Genomic DNA, 21770 nt, shown 5'->3' on the forward strand with positions numbered 1-21770 from the left:
TATTGAGCTTTCGATAACGTTTGCCAGCTAGTTCTAAAACCATTTCTTTCTTGGCGAAGCAGCAGACCGGAGGTCTCCGCTTGGTGGTGAAATCAACGAACAAAGCTGTACAGGCCACAGAAACGGCTGGGTTAGTGGCGCTAGCAAAATTGGCGAGGACTTCCTACGAGGTCCATAACACCAATCTTGAGACCGAAATTAAAAATTTCAAAGCTCAGGCTGCTCGATTTGCGACGGTCATCGATAACATATCCCAAGGGATCTGTCTGTTTGATGCCGAGGAGCGGTTGATCCTGTCAAATCTTCGGTACTCTCAGATCTACCGAATTCCATCCGATGTTCTAAAGCCTGGCATCGCGCTACGCGATATCGTGATCCATCGCATCGCGGCTGGTACATCCGCTATGTCTGTCGACGACTATCTCGCTTTGGCGCGGTCGGTTAATACGGGCACTGCGTCGCGAACGTGGACTGCCAATCTTGCCGATGGCCGTACGGTAAAGGTCTATCACCAGCCGATGTTAGACGGCGGTTGGGTTTCGACCCATGAGGATATCACCGAGCTGGCCGCCACCCGCCAGATAGTCGACGAGCGTATATCTCTGCAGACACTGATCGACTGGGTTCCAGACTATCTCTGGGTCAAGGATGCGGAAAGCCGCTTCATTGTGGCCAATCAGGCGCTTGCCACCGACAGTGGTCGTGAAAAGACCACTGATATGATCGGGTTGACTGATTTCGACCTTCACGCCCCAGAACTTGCGAACAAATTTCGGGCCATCGAATTGAATGTTCTCCAAACCGGGCAACCGATGATCGATGAGGAAGAATTCGTCATCGACGCCTTAGGGGCGGGCAAATGGCTTTCGTCGACGAAGGTACCGCTGCGCAATCAGCAAAATGAGATCTTTGGTCTCGTTGGCATTGCCCACGACATTACTGAACGCAAGAAAGCCGACCTACTCCGGGACGGACAGGCACATATCCTTGAAATGATCGCGACAGGCGCATCTCTCGAAGATGTGCTGGACCGTCTGGTGCGTCTGATAGAATCGCAACTCACGGGGATTTTTGGTTCGGTTTTGCTGCTCGATAAAGAGGGCAAGCATCTGCGACATGGCGCAGCGCCCAGCTTGGCGCAAGGCTATGTCAACGCAATTGATGGGGTCGCCATCGGTCCCAAGGTTGGATCTTGCGGGACGGCAGCGTTTCGACGTGAACGCGTGGTCGTCAAGGATGTGATGATAGACCCGCTATGGGAATCTTACCGCGAGCTGGTGACGACGTACGGTTATCGCTCTTGCTGGTCGACCCCAATCCTCTCCCACCAAGGCGCGGTTTTGGGTGTCTTCGCAATGTACTCGATGACGGTTCGTGAGCCCGCCAACGCCGAAACGCATCTGATCGACTTTACCACTCGCATCGCCGGCATCGCCATTGAGCGCAAGGTAGCGGAAGACCGGATCCACTTTATGGCCAATCACGATGTGCTAACTGGCCTCCCGAATCGAGCTCTGCTCGAGGACCGACTTTCACAAGCGATTATACACGCCCAGAGATACGACAGGTGGGTTACGGTGGTTTTCATCGACCTGGACAATTTCAAACTCATCAACGACACGCTCGGGCACAACGCCGGCGATAGACTGCTCAAGGCGCTAGCTGAACGGATGGTGGCATGCGTGAGAACCACCGATACGGTCGTTCGACTTGGCGGCGACGAGTTTGTGCTCGTCCTGTTTGACCAACCGAAAAACGTCGATCTTATCGCGGAGACCCTTCAAGAGGTGCGCAAAGCGATAGCCGAGCCGGTCCAGTTGGGAGAGCACTTTGTGAGGGCGACAGCCAGCATCGGCATAGCAAATTACCCTAAAGATGGTGCCAGCCCGGAAATCCTCGTGGCCAATGCCGATGCGGCAATGTATCGCGCAAAAGAGGTGGGGCGAGACAATTTCCAGTTCTACGCTCCCGAGTTCAACATCAGGGCGCACGAACGTTTCTTGTTACAGGAAGAGCTGCGGAATGCCCTTGCCCGTTCGGAGTTCACCCTCCTCTATCAGCCGCAGGTTGACCTGCGAAGCGGGGGCGTTTTTGCGGTAGAAGCATTGATCCGCTGGAACCATCCGACGCGAGGTGCGATGCCGCCGGTCGACTTCATACCAACGGCGGAAGAAACTGGCATGATCGTGCCTATCGGCGATTGGGTTCTGCACGAGGCCTGCCGACAGAACAAGGCGTGGCAGGAAACAGGATTGCCGCCGATGACAGTGTGCGTCAACGTCTCGGCCCGCCAGTTCAGAGAGAACAACCTGGTTGCACGTGTCGTCCATGCTCTCGGCGAAAGCAGGCTAATGGGCTGTTACCTCGAGCTCGAGGTGACAGAAAGCCTGATCATGCAGGATGTCGAGCTGGCCGTGGCAACAATGAACGAGCTCCAGGCTCTGGGCGTTCAGATTTCAATCGACGATTTCGGCACGGGCTACTCAAGCCTCAGTGCCCTCAAAACGTTCCCGGTCGCGCGGCTCAAAATCGACAAATCCTTTATCACCGACGTCGCCAGAAACGAAGATGATCAAGCTGTGGCGAGTGCGGTGATATCGCTGGGCCAAAAGCTGAATATGAGGGTTATAGCCGAAGGGGTCGAAACCGACGAGCAGGTAAACTTTCTGCGCAAAAACAACTGCGATGAAATGCAAGGCTATTATTTCAGCAGACCTGTCTCCGCCGCGGAGATCGATGATTTGCTAAGAGGGCCAAGGGGCCGGCCCGTCTTACCATGAGCGCGTTTGCCGCCAGCGAGCCGGCGCGGATGATGAGGCGTCTTTTCACCGCGCGGCGTGCCCTGGACTTGTTGTAGGCGCTGTTCCCGGCGCTGATGGTGATGGTGCTGTTGGCTGCAGCGTGACGGCGATCGCGCGCAAAAGCGGTCTTCGGGACAGGCGGCGGCGAAGGCCAGGCTGATGCCCGAGACGGTATCGGTGACGCGGGCGGCCGATCTTAAGGAGCCTGGGAGGCAAAGTGGCGAACTCGGCTTTGCTGAGCTGGTGGGTTTTGGGCACCGCGTCACGCAGCGCGAGCATCACACAGTATGCGGCACTGTGCAGGAAGAGGCGCACCTGATTGGCAATTGGTGACGGCAGGGGGTGCGGTCCGTGGCAAGCTGGCTCTTGTGCATCTTGATCAGATTCTCGGCCTGGCCGCGGGGGGGCGATAGACCACGTCGTAGATGTCCTGGGCCATGAAGAAGACATATCAGAAACTGTTCTGGTGAATCACGAGAAGCTATCGGCCGTGACGGCGCCATGCACGCCGTCGACCTGCGTCGACTAATCATGGGGACAATAAAGGGCAGCGGCTTTGCCAGCGGGCTGTTTAACTTAGCATTGACCAAGCTGCCCCATTATCTGCGCTGCGGCAGAATTTCAGTACCGCACTACACGCATACGGCCCGTCGCTCTCCGATCCCAATCAAATCGGGCGACGGGCTTTTTTGACCGGCAAGCAAAACGGTCGAGGCTATAATCGCAGCTGGATGACAGTTCAGTGGCAGGTCAACACCCACGCTGAAGCGATGTCGTTTGCCTCACTCAGCTTATGATCGACCGCAAGCACAAACCAATCCGGCAGCCTGGGAATCCTCCTTCAGCTTCAGTTTTGCGTCTTAAATTTAGGATCCGCTGCTGTTGAGCGTCGTTGCAATTCTTGTGAATTTGGCGTTGATCGAATTGCCCAGAGCGCCAGCGCCGGTGATGATGGCGAGTGCAATGAGCGCGGCAATCAAGCCATACTCGATGGCGGTAGCGCCGGATTCATCCCTGACGAAACGGGAGATTATTTTCCGCATTTCCTGCCCTTGGCGATCTTCGGCCACTCCATGGGCGGGCATGGCGTGGTGAAAATTGCGATTCCGGCGTGAGGTCAAACCTAGTCCTGAGGTGGCGCTTGATCGTATTGAATATCTTGCCGTCTTCAAGGCACACGATATAGTCTGGAAATAGATTTCGGGTTCACAGCTGACGTCAGTTCGGGTGCAGGCGCGGCAACATATCGCGTGGCCATTGCTCATTCTCTTTCTCGGAGTGCGCAGCGCATTTGGTGGGGAGTGGGGTTGATGGCGGGGGCCAGGTATTACGTCTCGAAACACGCGGATAGTTTTAAAGTCCGCTACGACGACAAGGACTATGCGTATGAGACGCAGTCGGCCGCCTTGCTGGCCGCCATCAAAGCCGCCACAGAAGCATCCTTGCGAGGACATGCGGCAGAAGTTCTAATTCAGGGCCCCGACGGAAAGTGGCGCACTGAGTGGCCGACTGGCTGAACTGGTAACTATGCCCACCCACGACACAATGGGTTACGGATCGTGGATGAACGATCCTGGTTGCAGACAGTTGTGCTTGGGCTCTTATTGGACACCAATTTGCTGGCGACCGTTTTCGCTTTGCTGCTCGCATTTTCAATCGGCATCGCGCTTGTAACTTGGGCGACCGAGGAGCAGAACTAGGCCAGATAGGCCAGCTTGCAACAGTCCATCAATGAATGGCAGTTGCGCCACGCGTACGACGCGAATTACGTTCGAATATTCGTGAAAGCTTTTCGAAAGAGATGTCTCGCTGCAGGGGGCGCATAAGATTCGTATTTGAACTAACTTCTTAATAGTGCCTTTAATCGCGCCCTCTACATTCTCCACGATGGTAGACTGGTGGCAGAAATTAGATTTCTCTGCTCAGGGGTGGAGCCGCGTCTTCGGGCTTACAGCTCTGGGCACGCTATGCTGCATCGCCATTGCGTTCACCATCGACAGCTTTTCCTTCGAGGAATGGCGTTGGCGGCTCGGCACGAATCCAATCAATGACCTCATCATACCGCTGGTGATAGCTCCGCCGTTCTTCTGTTACCTTCTCACTAAACTTCGGCAACTCGCCATCGCGCACGATCGGTTGTTGGCTTTCGCGACGACAGACGGTCTCACATCTTGCCTGACTCGCGCCGCGTTCACGTCCCTGGTCGACGCTTACCTTGAACGCGTAGCGGGGCGAACGGAGCGGAATACCGGTGGCGCTCTTTTCGTTGTCGACGTCGATCACTTCAAGAGGATTAACGACGGCTTTGGGCATGATGTCGGCGACGAAGCATTGAAGCTCGTGGTCAAGAACATAGGCGCGGCCCTGCGCGAGTTCGACCTTATAGGGCGTCTAGGCGGGGAAGAGTTTGGTTTGTTTCTCCCTGGCCTGCCCGCAGACCAGGCCGAGATGGTCGCTCATCGGATCCGTATTGCCGTGATGACCACCCAATTTACTCCAGGTGGCACGCCATTCGTGATATCGATTAGTCTCGGCGGGGTTACCTTCGGGACAGACGCGTCCTTCAGCGAATTGTACAAGGTGGCCGACCAGCGATTATATCATGCGAAACGAAGCGGACGAAACCGAGTTGCTATTACCCACATCAACGTCCCTGCGGTTTCTGCGCTCCATTGAAGGCGTTTGCCTCGCAACAAAAAACACGCCTGACTTGGGCGGGTGCGCTGTCTAACTCTACACATGAAGTAGCCTAGGGGGAGCGTCGCGTTTCCTTTGCGCTGTGCTGCGGCCGATTTCAGCCTTGGTGCCGCCTGCCACGCAATAGTCAATTAAGCGCGCGGCCGGCAAGCGGCCCAATTCCTTGACAAAGCCGTCCGGCTTGTCGATCGCCGCGACCCTGCCATCTGAAATCCCGGTGGCATATCCTGAGCCTGTCCCGCGCAGGAAATCGGCAGAACTGGCGGTGGCGATACCGACGCGGTCCCATAGGCGCGCAAGGTGACTGCCTGCCTTTTCCGGCCATACCGCCATTCGAATGTGCCTGGCGCTGACCGCATCGCGCGGGTTTCCGATCGCTGGCCAGAAATGCGGATCTTGACCGACTTCACCTTAGCGCCGGCCTTGCCGTCGTCCGCGCGGCCTTGCGTGTTCTTCCCTCGGACACCCGATTCTGAAAGCGTGCTCGACCAAACCACGTCGATCGGCGGTTTTAAGTTTTTTGTCGTTTCATGAAATATCGGTCCAGGGTTGCTGGCTTCTAACAGGCTTGCGCATTGTGTGTTCCAAAGGCCGCGGGCGCGCTACAAGAAGGTGTGCCCGAATGCGGCGGGCCAACGGACGGCGGGCGATCGGCGGTTCTTCGACCGTTCGCCTAGTGCCCCTTCGGCGGTAGGACGTGCAGGATGCAGTCGGGTCTCCGGATAGGGTCGTTAGCAAAGCCCGCAATGAAATCGCGACGAACGTGACGATCCCAAGCGCCCAGAGTAATTCCTGAGCCTAACGCTTGCGGAACCTTTTTCGCGCGAAAAGATCGAACCCGGCGGGATGCCGACCCTACTCTTCTGCCACGGATGTGCCGTCGCAGCTTTATTGGCCACGCTCATCGCCCAGCTTTCGTGTGGACATGTCAACTCCGTTTGACGGTGAGGTTCGCGATTGCTTTACCCAATCCTCGCAAGAAGCGGACGGTCTGCAAGCGGCCCCAAATCTGCTGGACAGCAATGCGCCCAATGTCGGCCTTCCACACTGACGTTGCCATTTCTTGAAAGCGGACACTGCTGACGTAACGCTCGACGCTACCTCGCCGCAAAGCTGAACGCCCGGTTGCGAAACTCGACTCCCCACCTTCGGCTTTGACGCAGCACCGCCACCATCAGGTCTGGCCTCCGTCGCGGCTGACCTTGCTAGCTTGGGCTCTCCACGCGTCTCGCATTGCGCCATTCCTCGTATTCCCCGCGGGCATCGTCATGCAGCGGATAGTAGCGTTGCAACGACGCGCCCTGCATGAGCTTCTCTCGCGAGAACTCTTCCCAATCGTGATGCATCCTCGCGTCTTCGATTACCTTCGAGGCCATTGCGACTGGAAGCACCACCACCCCGTCATCGTCGGCGATGATGATGTCGCCGGGGATCACTGTGACACCGCCGCAGGCGATGGGAACGTTGACGGCGTTGGGATAGATGCTGGTTTGCACATGGTAGTTGGGCGTCCAGCCGCGCAGCCATAGGGGCAGATCGAGCTTGTCGACATTGGGTCGGTCGCGCATGCACCCATCGATGACGATGCCCGCGCCGCCTCTGCCCTTGAAATAGGTCGACATCATATCGCCGAAAACGCCCGAGCTCATGTCGCCGCGCGCGTCCACCACGACCACGTCGCCCTCCTGCGCGTGGTAGAGTACGTGCCGATGCAGTTGCGTCTCCGGATCGGCATATTCTCCCTCGCTGAAGAGGTCCGGCCGCTGCGGCAGGAACTGCAACGTCAGCGCCGGCCCGACGATCGACTTCCCGTGGTTCTGCGCCACCGGACCGACCATGTGCGGATTGCGGAAGCCCATGTGGCCGAGCGTGCCGGCTACCGTCGCGGCCCCGATCTCTCTTAGTGCGTCGATCAGGTCCTTGGGCGGCCGCGTGATGTCGGGAGTATGCGTCATTGTCGGCTCCGGTTGAAATTAAGCTACCAGTTGGTGACAGAACCATCGCGGCGGTTGAGATGGGGCGCTTCCCAGAAACGGAAACTCTGCGCCCGGATCGCGTCCTCGTTGACCTCGACGCCGAGCCCAGGCAAGTCGCTGACCGGATAGTCAGGGCCGTCCAGCCGAGGTTGCACGGGAAAGAACTCGGAATTGTCGAAGCTTAGCTTCCTTTCCGGCGCCCTGGTCTCGAGCCACGCGAAATTCGGCACCGCCGCGCCGAGATGGATGGTTGCGGCCGTGCACACTGGACCTAGGGGATTGTGCGGCATCAGATCCACATAATGCGCCTCGCTCCAGCCAGCGACTTTCATCGCCTCGGTGAGCCCTCCGACATTACAGACGTCGAGCCGATTGAACTGATGGATGCCGCGCTCGATATAGGGCAGGAACTGCCACTTACTGGCAAATTCCTCGCCGATGGCAAAGGGGATGTCAGTCATCCTGCGCAGGGATTCGTAGGCCTCCGGTGTCTCGTCGCGTATAGGCTCCTCAAGGAAATCAAGCACGCCGCGGCCGAGCTTGTTGCAGAAGCTAGCCGCCTCGGCCACCGACAGCCGATGATGATAGTCGATGCCAAGCACAACTTCATCGCCCAACGCTACGCGCGCCTTATTCAGCATGCCGGCAGTCACGCCAATTGACTCGCGCGGCTCAAATAGGTCTCTGCTGCTCTGTCCGACGGGGAAGAAACGGATCGCCTGCCATCCCTGCGAATGCAGTTCCCGGGCTCGTTCGATAGCAACATCGCCCTCTGCCTCGTCTCCGGTGGAGGCGAAGGTCGGGATGCGGTCGCGCTGCTTGCCGCCGAGCAGGTCGTAGACCGGCACCCTCAGCGCCTTGCCCTTTATGTCGTGAAGAGCGATGTCGATGGCGGAAATCGCCGCCTGCAGAACGCGGCCGCCTTCGAAGTACTGGCTGCGATAGAGCTCCTGCCAGATCCGCCCGATCTGCATGGGGTTACGGCCGATGAGAAACTCGCGATAATGCTCGACCGCGCCGGCCACAGCCTTCTCGCGACCGCTCAAGCCGCTCTCGCCCCAGCCGAAGATGCCCTGGTCGGTCTCGACCTTGACGAGCATCTGGTTGCGCGTCCCCACCCACACAGGATAGGGCTTGATCGCGGTGATTTTAAGCTTCGCAGTCATTCACGGCCAGTTCCACACGCATCCGCTCTGTCTCAGTTCACCTTGAGAGCCATTTCTGTTTCGCCGTCGAACAGATGCATCCGCTCCTGATCGAATTCGAGCCAGATCTGTTCGTCAGGTGCAACGGCGACGTTGGGGGACACGCTTATGTTGACGATGGCGCCGGACAGCAACGCCTGAACGAAGGTGACGTCTCCGGTCGGCTCCACCGTGTAGGCCTTGGCCGGGACGCTGGCTGGCACCGCACTCTTGTGCAGCTTGATCGTCGAGTGACGCGCGCCGAGAACGACTTTCTTAGTCTTTGCGCTCGCGACTTTCTGGGCGTTGTGCGGCGAAAGCTCAAATTGCCAGCCTTCCGCGCCGGTCAACACAGTGTTGCCGTTTGCCGTCGACGCCTGCAGCGGAACAAGGCTCATTGCAGGGCTGCCGACGAAGCTGGCGACGAACATGTTCACCGGATGGGCAAACACCTGCGCCGGTGAATCGTATTGCTGCAGATAGCCGCCGTTCATCACCGCCATCCTGTCGGCCATGGTCACGGCTTCGAGCTGGTCGTGTGTTACGTATATTATTGTCGCCTTCAGGTCCTGGTGGAATCGCTTGATCTCCGACCGCATCTGCACTCGCAGCTTTGCGTCGAGATTTGAGAGCGGCTCGTCCATCAGGAAAACCGCTGGGTCTCGGACAAGGGCGCGGCCCAGGGCCACACGCTGCTGTTGTCCGCCAGAGAGTTCACGAGGCTTGCGCTCGAGGAGTTCGGTCATGTCGAGGACGCGTGCAGCGTCCCTGACCTTCTTGTCGATCGCCTCCCTGGGCAGTTTGCGCATCTGCAGTGGAAACGCCAGGTTCTTGTAGACCGATTTCTGCGGATAGAGCGCGTAGTTCTGGAACACCATCGCGATGTCCCGGTCCTTGGGGTCGAGGTCGTTGACCACACGGTCGCCAATGACGATCTCACCCGACGTGATCGGGATCAGCCCGGCGACGAGATTGAGGGTCGTCGTCTTGCCGCAGCCTGAAGGACCGACGAGTGCTACGAACTCGCCGTCATTGACCGTCAGCGAAACGTCGTTGACGGCTTTGAAGCTGCCGTAGGTCTTGACGAGATCTTTGAGGACCACGTGGGCCATCGGCAACTCCCTAGTGCTTGACCGCGCCTTCTGTCAGGGCGCGTACGAAGTATCTTTGCAGGACGAGGAACAGCACCACCACGGGGACGCTCATCATGAAGCTGGCCGCCATCAGGCCCGGGAAGTCGGTCGTATTTTCCGAGAAGAAACGCTGGATGCCGACCGGCAAGGTCAACTGATCGTTCTTGGAGAGAAAGGTGTAGGCGTAGATGTACTCGTTCCATGCGCCAATGAAGGAATAGATCGCGGTGGCGATGATCCCTGGTGTCGAAAGCGGCATCACGATCAGGATGAAGGCCTGGAACCGCGTTGCCCCATCGATGCGCGCCGCCTGCTCGAGTTGTACCGGGATGTTGTCGTAAAAGCCCTTGAGCAGCCAGATCGCCAGCGGCAGGCCAAAGGTGAGATAGGTGAGGACCAGCGAGCCATGCGTGTTCACCAGCCCGATCGCGCGCATCAGGATGAACAGCGGCACCAGAAAGATCACCGCCGGGAACATGTTGCGCAGCAGCACGGCGAAGAACAGTAAATTCCGGCCCGGGAAAGTGAAACGCGAAAACGCATAGGCTGCAGGAACAGCCACGATCACCGAAAGGATTGTCGTGGCAGTCGCAACGAGAAGGCTGTTCCAGAAAAAGCGGAGGAAGTCCCGCCCGACGCTGTTCTGCGGATCGAGTAGCTTCTTGTAGCTGGCGAGGGTGGGTTCGTCGGGCCACCATTGCGGCGGGAATTGCATCGCGGCGAAGCCGGACTTGATCGAGGTGATCAGCATCCAGATCATCGGCAATGCGGTGTAAAGCAGCATGAACACGAGGAAAATGCGCCCCGCCCAACGCCACCCGTCGACGTGCATCCGGCGCCGGGTCTGATCTCGAGGGGCAGTCGCTACAATCATGCTCATGCGCTCCCCTCTTTCCGATCGTTGCCGGCTAGCGCACGCACGTAGAAGTAGCCCAGCACCATCAGCATGAGGAACAGGAGCACCGAATAGGCCGATGCAACCCCCCAGCGCTGCCGGCCAAAGGCGAGCTCATAGATGTGCGTGATCCAGATATGTGACGCGTTCGACGGCCCGCCGCCGGTCATGATCCAAGGGATGATGAAGGAATTGAAGTTGGCGACAGCGAGCAATAGGATCGTCACGGTCGAGACGTTGCCCAAGTGCGGGAAGGTGACGTGCCAGAAGCGCTGCCATGCACTGGCCCCGTCGACTTTTGCGGCGCTCAGCAACTGCTCAGGGACCGTCTGCAGGCCGGCCATCATCATGATCATGGCAAACGGGAACTCGCGCCAGATATTGACGACGATCAGGGAGGGCAGCACTGTAGAGACGTTGTCGATGAAGTTCGGCGGCCGGTCGGCCAATCCGAGGCCGACCAGCACCGCGCCGATGATTCCGAAGTCCGAATGGTAGATCCACTTCCAGATGTAGGATGCGGCAACCGCGCTGATAACCCAGGGAATGATAAGGATAGCGCGCAAGACACCACGGCCGATAAAGTCGCGGTGGAGCGCCAACGCGGCGCCAAACCCCAGTACAAAGGAAAAGAACGTGGATCCCAGTGTCCAGACAACCGTGTTCCAGGTAACTTTCCAGAACACGTCGCTGGTGAGGATGGTCGTGTAATTGTCGAAGCCGATGAAGGTCTTGTCGCGCAGTTGCAGGCCGGGTGGCGTCTTGAAGAACGACAGCTCGACCGTGTAGTAGATCGGATAGGCGATGACGATGAGCATCACGGCGATCGCGGGGAGCACGTAGGCGTAGTCGGCGCGATGCTGCCAAATCTGCCGCAGCACGCCGGACCTATCGGGTTGCAATCTTCGGCGAGCCTCGGTCTTGCCGGGTACGATCGTCACTGTGGCGTGCCCTTGTTCTTCGGAACGAACCGGCTGCACTTCAGCGCAGCCGGCCAGGTCGGTCGCAGGTCGGCTCGGCCTAGAGCCCGCCCATCAGGTCCTTTACCTTTTTAGCGGCGTCGTCGGCGGCCTGATCAACCGTCATCGCTCCGGTCAGGGCGTTCTGCAGCATGTCCGGGACAATGATGTTCATGATCTCGGGGGACTGCGGCAGCGCGGGGAACGGGATGCCGTATGGCAGCATTGAGGTTGTGACGTCGAGGAACTTTATTTTGTCCAGACGATCCTTCATCCATTTGGTCTTGAAGCCGTTGAGATTGCCTGGGTTGGAGCCGGCGTAGGCCATCTTCAGCGACCATTCAGGGCTCGCCCACATGCAGGCGATGGCCTTCGCTGCCGCTTCGTCCACCTTGCCGCCCTCGACATATTCAGGCTTCAGGATATGGATGTTCGAGCCGCCGAACACGACGGCGCGCTTGCCGTCGGGTCCAGTTGGAATCAAACCATAGCGCATGTTGTCGATGACGGTCTGCGCCTTGTCCTTGTCGCTACCCGTCGCCTTCTTCTGCAGGTCGCGCATGACGTCGTAATCGGACGGGTGCGAGATCATCATGCCGAGCTGGCCGGCAACGAACAGGGGCTGGTTATCGGCTTGCTGGTTGGTGAGCGCCGAAACGGGAACCGACTTGTCGCGAACGTACATGTCGTAGGACGCTTGCAACGCCGCCTTGCTTTGCGGGCTGTCGAGTTCGACATCACTGTAGGTCGGATTCGCAGCCGCCTCATCGAAGACGCCGCCGCCATAGGCCCACAACTGTGGCATGAAGCGATATGGCGTGTTGCCGGCATTCTTGCGGGCCACGAGGCCGTAGCCGGCAATACCAAGCTTGTCATGGATCTGCTTGGAATATTTGACGACATCATCCCAGGTCGCCGGAGCCTTCTCCGGATCGAGGCCCGCACGCTTGAAAATGTCGGCGTTCCAGATAAACGCCATCGTTTCGTTGTTGGTCGGGATGCCATAGGTCACCCCATCCCAGGTCACGGCCTTCATGGCGCCTGGCCAGAAATCCTCGGTCGAATACCCCACATCCTCGGGCTTGAGTGGCTGCAAATAGCCCTTCGAGGCGAACTCGGTGCCACCGAGGATTTGCAGGCGGATCGCCATCGGCGCGGCATTTCCCAGCAGCGCCGTGCGGAACTTGTCGAGAAGGTCATTATAAGTGAGGGCCTGATCCTCAAGTTGGATGTTTGGATAGGTCTTGCGGAAGGTTTCGAAGAAATCCTTGTAGTATTGGCGCAAGAGGTCGGGATCGCCCTCGAATATGCCCTGATACCAGAAGGTCAGTCGTCCCTTATAGTCGAGCGGGGTGACCTTGGCGCAATCGGCCGCGGTGTCGAAATCCTGTGTGCCCGCGATGGAGCGGACATATTCAGGCGACCACTTGCTCAAATCGACCGGGGGCGCGCCCAGCGCCGACGCGGACATCAGCGATACCATTAATGCGGTTGAGACAGTGCCGCGCAGGACGGCACCGCCGAGTGTAATCCTCGTCATAGGTATCCTCCAGGTTCTCTCCCATGCCGCTCAGCATCGTGGCGAGCGGCTTTACTCGTCGGCTGCGGGAACATCTCCTCAAATGTATCCCTTCGAGCGCTTTATACGTTTTCAGATCGTGGATTGGCTGTCAACGCGATAAATCGTACATTGTTTGTCGAAACCGTGCGTGATATCGAGCAAAGTGTGTATTGATTGAGGGGAGCCGCTTTGGCTGAAACAAGCGATTTCAAAGCAGAACCACCGGAGGGGATTGACCCTATCGGCGCCTCAAGCGAGGGCGCCTCGCTTTATCAACTGATCCGGGAAGACATCATCGAGGGCCGACTCGCAGCCAACGAACGGCTTGTGGTCACCGATCTCGCCCGGCGTCACGGCACCTCGACCAACCCGGTGCGCGAAGCGTTGCAGCTGTTGCGCGGGGAGGGCTTTGTCACCTTCGTAGCCAATCGCGGCGCGCGCGTGCGCCCCATAGATCAGGATTTTGTTCGCGACATCTACGAGATCGGTGTCCTGATCGAGCCAGCCCTGACGCGATGGTTCGTCAATATGGCGACCAGCGAGGACATCGCCGAACTCGAACGCATCCAGGGTCTGATCGAGGAGAACAACTTCGCCGACACTTTCCGGCACAGTGAACTGGATACCGCCTTCCACACGGTGATGTACCAGCGTCACTATAACCGCCATGCCGCCGAGCTTTGGTGGAAACATCGCGAAGTGCTGCGAGCGGTGAGCCGGCGTTTCAATTTCACACTCGCGCGGCGGGCGGCCATCCTGCGTGAGCACCGCGAGCTCATAGCACACATAAAGGCGGGAAATGCCGACGAGGCGGGCGAACTCATTTCCCGCCATGTCGAGGGGTCGGGCCGGCACGTTCTCGAACAGATGCGCGCGCGCAACGCCGCTCGAGCCGGGTAGAAAATCCGGCCCAGGACAAAGTTACCCACTGATTTCACAAAGGTAGTCGACATGAAAATCACAAGCGTTCGGCCCTGGCTGATCAAGTCCGATGCTTCCTACTGGGGCGAGTTCCTGTTCGTCGAGGTGACGACCGACGAAGGGGTGAGTGGCTGGGGAGAAATCACCACCACCACAAGGCTCGCCAACCGCGCTCTGTGCACGATCCTGCGGCAGATCGGTGTCGCGGTGACCGGCGAGGATCCGGCCCGCATCGAACATCTCTGGCACAAGATTTTCCGCAGCTTCACCTACATGGGCAGCCGCGGCGCCGCAGTCGAATGCGTGAGCGCCATCGACATCGCACTCTGGGATATCAGGGGCAAAGTTCTCGGTAAGCCGATTTACGAGCTGCTGGGCGGCCCGGTACGCGATGAGATCGCACTCTACACTCATCCCAACCAGCGCAAGTTTACCAACAAGGAGGGTGTGGTCCGCGAAATCCGAGACATTGTCGAGTCCGGCCATACTGGGCTCAAGTTCGACCCGTTCCCTCATCAGGGCCGCACCGCCGATGGCTTGTCCCGCGAACAGCGCGACGGCTACCTCGATGGCAGCATGACGCGAAAGGACGAGCGCGAGGCGGCCGAACTCACGGCCTTGATCCGCGAAACGGCAGGCCCTGATGTCGATATCCTCATTGATGCGCATGGCCGCTTCGATGTTCCCACCGCCATCCGCCTCTGCCGCAGCCTCGAGGAAGCCGGCCAGATCGACTGGTTCGAGGAGCCATGCCCGCCTGAGAGCCTCAACGCCCTCAAGCAGGTTCGTGAGAAAATCAGTGCCCCTATCTCGTGGGGCGAGCGGGGCCATACCAAGTGGGATTTCGTCCCAGTGCTTGAGAACAGGCTTGCCGACTACATCATGCCGGACGTTACCTGGACCGGCGGCATTACCGAACTGAAGAAGATTTCCGCGCTGTGTGAAGCCTACTACATCCCGGTCTCGCCGCATGATGCCGCGGGACCGATCAACGTGGTTGCGGGAGCGCAGGTGATGATGACCGTTCCCAACTTCTACAAGTTGGAAACGTCGGAGTGGAACCTGGGCAAATACGATCACCTGATCGACAGACCGCTCGACGTCTTGAACGGCAGCCTCAAGCTGACGTCGAAGCCTGGTCTCGGTGTCGAGATGAACCGCGACTACCTGCAAGCCCATGAGATTGAGCTGAGTTAGCAGTGTTCAGGACCGGCCCAGCGTGCGGGCAATAAGCACCGCCCACAAGAAAGAGGATGAGTCATGCCAAAGACGGATGGAGCCGACGAGGCGCTCGATCGCGTGAACACGAACTCCAAGCCAGCCCAGCTGCGCATCACCGACCTGCGCGTCGCCGAGATCGTCGGCGCGCCGTTCACCTCGGCGCTCATCAAGATCTACACCAACCAGGGCATTGTCGGTCTCGGCGAAGTGCGCGACGGCGCCAGCGCGACCTATGCTCTGATGCTCAAGAGCCGGTTGCTGGGCGAGAATCCCTGCGACATCGACCGACTGTTTCGTCGCATCAAGCAATTTGGTGGTCATGGGCGGCAGGGTGGCGGTGTCTCGGCAATCGAGATCGCCCTCTGGGATCTCGCCGGCAAGGCCTATGGCGTGCCGATCTACCAGATGCTTGGAGGACGGTTCCGCGACAAGGTGCGTGTCTATTGCGACACCGACGCCGACAAGCCCAGCGGCACCGAGACCGGCAAGCGGCTCAAGGCGCGAATGGATCTCGGTTTCACGTTCCTCAAGATGGACCTCGGGCTGGCGCAGATCTCGCATATCCCGGGCGCGGTGGTCGCGCCCGCTGGTGTGCTCGATGGTTTCCGCACCCGTGCCGGCCGTGGCCCTGCAAGCACACTGGACGAGCGCCGGGCGCGCAACGCCGCCTATGACGCGCAAAACGTGCCGCATCCCTTCACCGGCCTCCACTTCACCGAAAAGGGCCTCGACCTGCTCGATCAATATATCCACGAGGTCCGGGAGGTGATCGGTTACGAGATCCCGCTCGCCATCGACCATGTCGGTCACATCTCGCTGCAGGACGGCATCCGTCTCGCCGGGCGGATAGAGAAATACGCGCCTGCCTGGCTCGAGGACGTCATCCCCTGGCAGTACACCGAGCAGTATCGTCAGCTGCAGCAGGCGACGTCCGTGCCGATCTGCACCGGTGAGGACATTTACCTCAAGGAAGGCTTCGAGCCGCTGCTCAAGGCCGGCATCGCGGTCATCCATCCGGACTTGCTCACCTCCGGTGGCATCCTCGAGACCAAGAAGATCGGCGACGCGGCGCGGGACAATGGCGTTGCCATGGCCATTCACATGGCGGAGAGCCCGATCGCGGCAATGGCCGCGGCGCATGTCGCGGTGGCCACGGAAAACTTCATGGCGCTCGAATATCACAGCGTCGAGGTGGACTGGTGGGACGACATCGTCACCGGCCTGCCCAAGCCGTTGGTCAAGGACGGGTTCATCACAGTGCCGGACAAGCCCGGTCTGGGCATAGACGACGTCGTCGACGACGTCATCAGCCAGCACCTGCAATCCGGAGTCACCGGCGTGTGGCAGCCGACCGATCATTGGGATGACGAATATTCCTGGGATCGGATCTGGAGTTGAGTTTCTCGCTCCTCTCAGTGGGAAAGGATCATGCGTGGGCGAGGCCAAGCACACACAATGGGGGACGAGCCCCCCTCAACCGGCGCGCCGCGCCTGCCTCTCTGCAGGGAGAGGCGACAAGGAGAAGACATGATCTACGAGCTGAGAGTCTACGAGTGCCTGCCTGGCCGGCTACCGGCGCTGCTCAAGCGCTTTAACGACCACACCCTGGCTCTGTGGGACAAGCACGGCATTCGCCAGGCCGGGTTCTTCACCACGATGGTGGGCGAAAGCAGCAATCGCCTCACCTACTTCATCGCCTGGGAATCGCTGGCTGAGCGCGAAGTGAAGTGGAAGGCCTTTGTCACCGATCCAGCCTGGTTCAAAGTGCGCGACGCGTCTGAAAGCGATGGGCCAATCGTCGCCAGTATCACCAACCAATTGTTGGCGCCGACCGCCTTCTCATCGGTGAAATAGGTAATCCCATGAAAATCACCGATCTCCGCTGTGCCGTCATCGGCAAGCACCCCATAGTGCGCGTCGTCACCGACGAGGGCCTGTACGGCCTGGGGGAAGCCGAATACACCAAGCCCTATCTTAAACCCTGGGTGCTGCATTTTCGCGACGCCCTGATCGGTGAGGACCCGACTGACGTCGAACGCGTGATGCTGAAGATCCGCCAGCGCGGCTCTTTCAAGCCCAACGGCGCGGCGGTAAGCGCCATCGAGCACGCCTTGTGGGATATCGCCGGGAAAGCAGCGGGCGTTCCGGTCTACAAACTGCTCGGCGGCAAGGTGCGCGACAAGGTGCGCGTCTACAACGGCTCTATCCGCCGGAAACGCACGGGCGACCGGCCGGAGGATTACGCCGCTGATGTCAAATGGATGATGGAGCGGCCCGAAGGCTTCTTCATGGTCAAGCAAGGCATCTCATTCCATTCCAACATGAAGGATACCGTCGAGAGCTTTCACTACGGCGTGACGCAGAACAAGGCCGGATATCACGGTGCCATGGACCAGGGCGTGATCAGCGAGCGCGGTTTCAATCACATGCTCGACTGCGTGATCGCGATGAAGGAGGTCCTGGGCGACAAGGTCAGCCTGGCGCTCGACTGCGGCCCGGGCTGGATGCTGCCCGATGCGATCAAATTCGCTCGCGCGGTCGAGAAGTACAATTTGATGTGGCTCGAGGACATGCTGACCGGCGACTATGTGCCGTGGGTCAATCCGCAGGCCTATCGGGAGCTGACCACCTCCACCTCGACGCCAATTCATACCGGCGAGCAGATCTACATGCGGCACAATTTCAAGGAACTGATCGAGACGCAGGCGGTGCGCGTCATCGGCCCCGATCCTGCCGATGTCGGTGGCATTGCCGAGCTCAAATGGATCACCGAGCACGCCTATATGCACTCGATCCTGATGGCGCCGCACGGCACCGCCAACGGCCTTCTCGGCCTCGGCGCGCTGATCAATGTCTGTGCCACCTTGCCCGCCAATTACATCGCCTTCGAATACCCGAGCGCGTCTGACCCATGGTGGAAGGATCTCGTAGTCGGCCTACCCGAGCAGATCGTGAAGGACAGCATGGTGGACCTGCTGGAAGCGCCGGGGCTGGGCCTCGATATCGATGCTGAAGCAGCCAGGAAATATCTCAGGGAAGAGGATGCGGGCTTCTTCGATTGAAAATTCCTCTACCCTATGATGCTCCTTGCACGTCATTGACGACGCACAGTTTCGGCAGCGCGACCTAATCGCAGGTACATAATCGCACTGGTTGCGTCTTCTTCACAATGCGCGCGCAATAGTTGTATCGCGATTGCTTACCGAAAGTCGACCTAGGCTAGCGCGACCGATAGCCGCTTCACAGGCCGTACAGGGGCCACCATCGCGCATCAGCCCTAAGCGCCGGCACCGGGGGGCCCGCTTTAAAAGTGGCGCTACCCTGCTGGCGGCGGGCTTTGATGAGCGTGATCGCCCTCGCATGTCGGGCATGGTGGGCATACTGGCGTGACGAAGGCCTTAAAAAGACAGGAAGCTGAGACACAACCGCGCGCTCAATTTGAAAACTCGACTTTGGAGGCCATTGGCTGCCTTTTCCGTGTGCGCAGTAATGGCGCAACCGGCTTGCGCAGCGCGCATACATTGCTAATTTTCCTTCTGGGTAGCGGCGTTGGGGAGAAGCGGCATAGATGGCTAGTGCGAAGTACTATGTTTTCAAAGAAGTTGATCGGTGGAAAGTCCGATATGACGGCGTGGAATACCTATACAATCCCAACGATGGAGCCGTAAACAGCCGCTCTCAAGGCCGCACGCTCTGCGGCATCGCATGGCCACGAAGCAGAAGTCTTAGTCCAAGGGATTGATCGAAAGTGGCGTACCGAATGGGCCAGCGAGTAAGTTCCGCTGATTTGAGTCGGGCCTCGTCCGTGGTCAGAGAATTGCTTTCAAGGTCATGCTGGCATGAACCTCTCGATGGGAGCGCACGGCTCGTCTTGGTTAGTGGCTACCCTCAGCGCCTAGCTTTTATTGCGATCAAGGCGATCGAGGTCCCCGCCACAATCACGATAGCAACCCAGGTCCGACACTCACCGGCATACGCAAGCGGCCTTGTTGCATTTGCTTCCGCCAACGGTTGGCTTGATTGGCACCGCTATGGCTAATCCCAGCGCCCAGACCCTGAGCCCGCCCGTCTCCATTGGGTGGGCCTTTTTTATGATGTAAGCGCAACCTCTGTTAGGCGAGCGGTTTAATCACAAACTTCGAACGGGCGATATCGCGGGGCGAAACTTTTCATCGAGAACGGAGTTGAAGGAACAAGCTGCTATCTGAGCAGCTTTTTACAGGAGGAATATTCCATGAATTACAAGATGCTCACGATGGGCGCGATGGCGCTTGCAATAATGACCGGTTCGGCGCTTGCGGGCAGCAGCACCGGGACGTCCGCGCTCGATGATCCGGCGAAAATGTCGCCATTCTTCACGGATGCCGGCATGAAGACGATGAAGTCGCAGGCTGACTTTAAGACCGCATGGATGGCCATGAAACCCGATGAACAGAAGGCGGTGTTGAAAGACTGCGGCGATACCACAATCAACAAGTCGCACTCAGATTTCTGCACGATGGCAAAGATGATGGGCGGCTGAATCTAGGCCGAGCGTCGAAGGCGGGCAGTGCCCGCCTTCTGACACCACGGGGTTGGCAAGGGTCAGCAGCTGCGGCGCCTTCGTGGCGATGAGCGCCCTACCGCTGTCGCTCGCGGCAGCTTTTTGGAGCGGTTCATGGATCGCTGTCCTTGGTCAGCAGCGAGGACGATGCCAGCTTTGAAAACCAGCCGCTTAATATAAGGCTCGCTTTTACGGCAAAAAGCCCGCCCGGAATGGGATCACGGGCGCGCCAGGGTCTGGAGCGTTGATTGTCGGCGAGTAGCAGAGGTCCAGCAACAATGACTTTGAGACGAACCAGAGCTTGCAGCGCATCCGGCTTGGTTCTAGCGGTTTGCACCGTAATTGCTTGGCAGAACGCCACTGCCGCTCAAAATTGTGACGCAGCCGCGACGCCTGGCGTCAATTGGCAGGACTGTGACAAAAAGCTTCTCGTCCTAAAAGGACAGGACCTGGGCGGGGCGAACCTGTTCGGTGTTGATTTCACTTCGACCGACCTCAGGAACAGCAATCTCCTTGCGGCAAATTTTGAGAAGGCGACGCTTGTGCGTGCTTCCCTGGCCGACTCGACCGCTAGAGGCGCCCGGTTCGACAAAATCGAGGCCTACAGGACCGACTTCAGCCGTATGGACGCGCAGGGCGCTGCGTTTGCGAGCGCGGAAGTGCAGCGCTCGAATTTCCAGGACGCCAATCTGACCAATGTTGATTTCACAAAGGCGGAATTGGGGCGAGCGCAGTTCCATGACGCCAATATCAGTGGCAGCCGCTTTTCGTTTGCCAATCTCGCGCGAGCAGATTTCCGAGGAGTGACGTTCACCGCGCCGGTAGACTTTGACCGAGCTTTTTTATTTCTGACCCGTATCGAGGGCCTCGATCTTTCCAATTCGACGGGTCTGTCCCAGTGGCAGCTCAACATAGCTTGCGGAGACGCCCGGACCGAGTTGCCTTCTGGCTTGACGAGGCCTGAAGATTGGCCCTGTCCATTCCAGCAGGAATAGATGCCGGCAAGATGCCTATGATGGCAAAGACGCCGAGCCGCATGGGCACCGCTGCGCCCGGGGCGCACTTGAGGGATCGGTGAGCGCTTCGAGTCGATATATGCTCAATTTCGCGATCTCGCCGCTCATTGTCCTTAACGTTACTTCCCATAGGCGTCGGCAACCGTCCTAGCGGCCTGACCCTGGATTGCATCTAGGATGCGGGGAGGGATGCCAGCCTCCATGCCAATTGTTTTGAAGCGGTGACGCCAGCCATGGTTGGGTGCGACATGCGGATCTGACACAAAGCTGCGCCCGAACTCGGCGAGCCGGTTTTTCAGGCCGCGCAAAGCTCTCCCGAACATTTTCTGACGGGTCGACATTCAAGAAGAGATGGCCGCTTGCAGCCTATTGTGCAAAAGCAGGGAACCCAAGGTCGATCACCTGCTGATGAAGGGGCACCTCGCGAGCTTCATTGGTCTTGACGGTTCCGGCTTCAGGGGTAATGCGAATGACCCAGACGCCACCGCGCAACGATACGTCCTGCTTTCGCAACTGGGCCAATTCGCCCACGCGACCGCATGCCGGTCATTCTGGCACCGGCCGATTACATGCGGTGGCTTGGACCGGAGCTAGGGTCAGGACCTATTAAAGTTCTTGCGGAGACAGCAAACGGCTGATTCATTGGCGGTGCGAGGAGGCGCTGCAATGAGTGATTTGATCTGGCTGTCGGAGGCGCAGATGCGCCGGATCGAGCGGCATTTCCCGCTGTCTCACGGAGTGCCCAGGGTCGATGATCGGCGGATCGTCAGTGGCATCATCTTCGTGATCAGGAACGGCCTTCGGTGGCGCGACGCGCCCAGCGAGTATGGTCCCCACAAGACGATCTACAACCGCTTCATCCG

Annotated in this window: 18 protein-coding genes and 2 pseudogenes; 10 read left to right on the forward strand and 10 right to left on the reverse strand. The window is 58.8% G+C overall.

The annotated features are described in order from the left end of the window. Positions 1–83: 83 nt before the first annotated feature. The gene (locus A3A9_RS0132795; RefSeq protein ID WP_245279182.1) at positions 84–2780 is read left to right on the forward strand and encodes an EAL domain-containing protein; all 2697 of its coding nucleotides are present in this window, start codon (positions 84–86) and stop codon (positions 2778–2780) included. A gap of 45 nt (positions 2781–2825) precedes the next feature. Here the strand turns inward: A3A9_RS0132795 and A3A9_RS43220 are convergent. The 3 genes and pseudogenes from A3A9_RS43220 to A3A9_RS45950 all read right to left on the reverse strand — a co-directional run. Further along, positions 2826–3202, reverse strand: a pseudogene (locus A3A9_RS43220) (transposase); the annotation flags it as partial. Positions 3203–3667: 465 nt separating this feature from the next. Continuing rightward, entirely contained in the window at positions 3668–3844 is a 177-nt protein-coding gene (locus tag A3A9_RS0132810) for a Flp family type IVb pilin (RefSeq protein WP_027062380.1), read from the reverse strand. Positions 3845–3904: 60 nt separating this feature from the next. Further along, positions 3905–4004, reverse strand: a pseudogene (locus A3A9_RS45950) (MucR family transcriptional regulator); the annotation flags it as partial. Positions 4005–4688: 684 nt separating this feature from the next. Here A3A9_RS45950 and A3A9_RS0132825 point away from each other — a divergent pair. Further along, complete coding sequence (locus tag A3A9_RS0132825; RefSeq protein ID WP_027062382.1) at positions 4689–5477, forward strand: GGDEF domain-containing protein; 789 nt, start codon at positions 4689–4691, stop codon at positions 5475–5477. A gap of 57 nt (positions 5478–5534) precedes the next feature. On the opposite strand, the gene A3A9_RS0132830 is transcribed toward A3A9_RS0132825, so the two are convergent. From A3A9_RS0132830 to A3A9_RS0132860, 7 genes are all read right to left on the reverse strand, one after another. Continuing rightward, positions 5535–5831, reverse strand: coding sequence for a hypothetical protein (locus tag A3A9_RS0132830; RefSeq protein WP_027062383.1), 297 nt, complete (start codon positions 5829–5831; stop codon positions 5535–5537). An 872-nt stretch (positions 5832–6703) separates the two neighbouring features. Next, complete coding sequence (locus tag A3A9_RS0132835) at positions 6704–7453, reverse strand: ribonuclease activity regulator RraA (RefSeq protein WP_027062384.1); 750 nt, start codon at positions 7451–7453, stop codon at positions 6704–6706. A gap of 23 nt (positions 7454–7476) precedes the next feature. Continuing rightward, entirely contained in the window at positions 7477–8640 is a 1164-nt protein-coding gene (locus A3A9_RS0132840) for a mandelate racemase/muconate lactonizing enzyme family protein (RefSeq protein WP_027062385.1), read from the reverse strand. Between the two features lie 32 nt (positions 8641–8672). Next, positions 8673–9770: an ABC transporter ATP-binding protein gene (locus A3A9_RS0132845; RefSeq protein ID WP_027062386.1), complete on the reverse strand. Its 1098-nt coding sequence runs from the start codon at positions 9768–9770 to the stop codon at positions 8673–8675. 10 nt (positions 9771–9780) lie between these two features. Next, complete coding sequence (locus tag A3A9_RS0132850) at positions 9781–10671, reverse strand: carbohydrate ABC transporter permease (RefSeq protein WP_027062387.1); 891 nt, start codon at positions 10669–10671, stop codon at positions 9781–9783. Further along, positions 10668–11627, reverse strand: a complete 960-nt coding sequence (locus A3A9_RS0132855) for a carbohydrate ABC transporter permease (protein WP_027062388.1) — start codon at positions 11625–11627, stop codon at positions 10668–10670. The genes A3A9_RS0132850 and A3A9_RS0132855 overlap by 4 nt, the downstream gene beginning before the upstream one ends. Before the next feature lie 79 nt (positions 11628–11706). Then, complete coding sequence (locus A3A9_RS0132860; RefSeq protein WP_027062389.1) at positions 11707–13185, reverse strand: ABC transporter substrate-binding protein; 1479 nt, start codon at positions 13183–13185, stop codon at positions 11707–11709. Between the two features lie 210 nt (positions 13186–13395). On the opposite strand from A3A9_RS0132860, the gene A3A9_RS0132865 reads away from it, so the two are divergent. From A3A9_RS0132865 to A3A9_RS0132910, 8 genes are all read left to right on the forward strand, one after another. After that, positions 13396–14106: a GntR family transcriptional regulator gene (locus tag A3A9_RS0132865; protein WP_027062390.1), complete on the forward strand. Its 711-nt coding sequence runs from the start codon at positions 13396–13398 to the stop codon at positions 14104–14106. Between the two features lie 51 nt (positions 14107–14157). Continuing rightward, a complete protein-coding gene (locus A3A9_RS0132870; RefSeq protein WP_027062391.1) occupies positions 14158–15324 on the forward strand; it encodes a mandelate racemase/muconate lactonizing enzyme family protein in 1167 nt (388 codons plus the stop codon). Positions 15325–15387: 63 nt separating this feature from the next. Further along, complete coding sequence (locus A3A9_RS0132875) at positions 15388–16746, forward strand: mandelate racemase/muconate lactonizing enzyme family protein (RefSeq protein WP_027062392.1); 1359 nt, start codon at positions 15388–15390, stop codon at positions 16744–16746. Positions 16747–16875: 129 nt separating this feature from the next. Continuing rightward, the gene (locus A3A9_RS0132880; RefSeq protein WP_027062393.1) at positions 16876–17202 is read left to right on the forward strand and encodes an NIPSNAP family protein; all 327 of its coding nucleotides are present in this window, start codon (positions 16876–16878) and stop codon (positions 17200–17202) included. A gap of 8 nt (positions 17203–17210) precedes the next feature. Next, complete coding sequence (locus A3A9_RS0132885) at positions 17211–18410, forward strand: mandelate racemase/muconate lactonizing enzyme family protein (RefSeq protein ID WP_027062394.1); 1200 nt, start codon at positions 17211–17213, stop codon at positions 18408–18410. Positions 18411–19582: 1172 nt separating this feature from the next. Then, positions 19583–19870, forward strand: coding sequence for a hypothetical protein (locus tag A3A9_RS0132890; protein ID WP_027062395.1), 288 nt, complete (start codon positions 19583–19585; stop codon positions 19868–19870). 299 nt (positions 19871–20169) lie between these two features. After that, positions 20170–20886: a pentapeptide repeat-containing protein gene (locus A3A9_RS0132895; RefSeq protein WP_027062396.1), complete on the forward strand. Its 717-nt coding sequence runs from the start codon at positions 20170–20172 to the stop codon at positions 20884–20886. A 687-nt stretch (positions 20887–21573) separates the two neighbouring features. Next, positions 21574–21770: transposase (locus A3A9_RS0132910; protein ID WP_027061072.1), on the forward strand; the 197-nt coding region annotated here is incomplete at its 3' end.

The organism is Mesorhizobium loti CJ3sym, from assembly GCF_000472785.1.
Classification (GTDB): domain Bacteria; phylum Pseudomonadota; class Alphaproteobacteria; order Rhizobiales; family Rhizobiaceae; genus Mesorhizobium; species Mesorhizobium loti_E.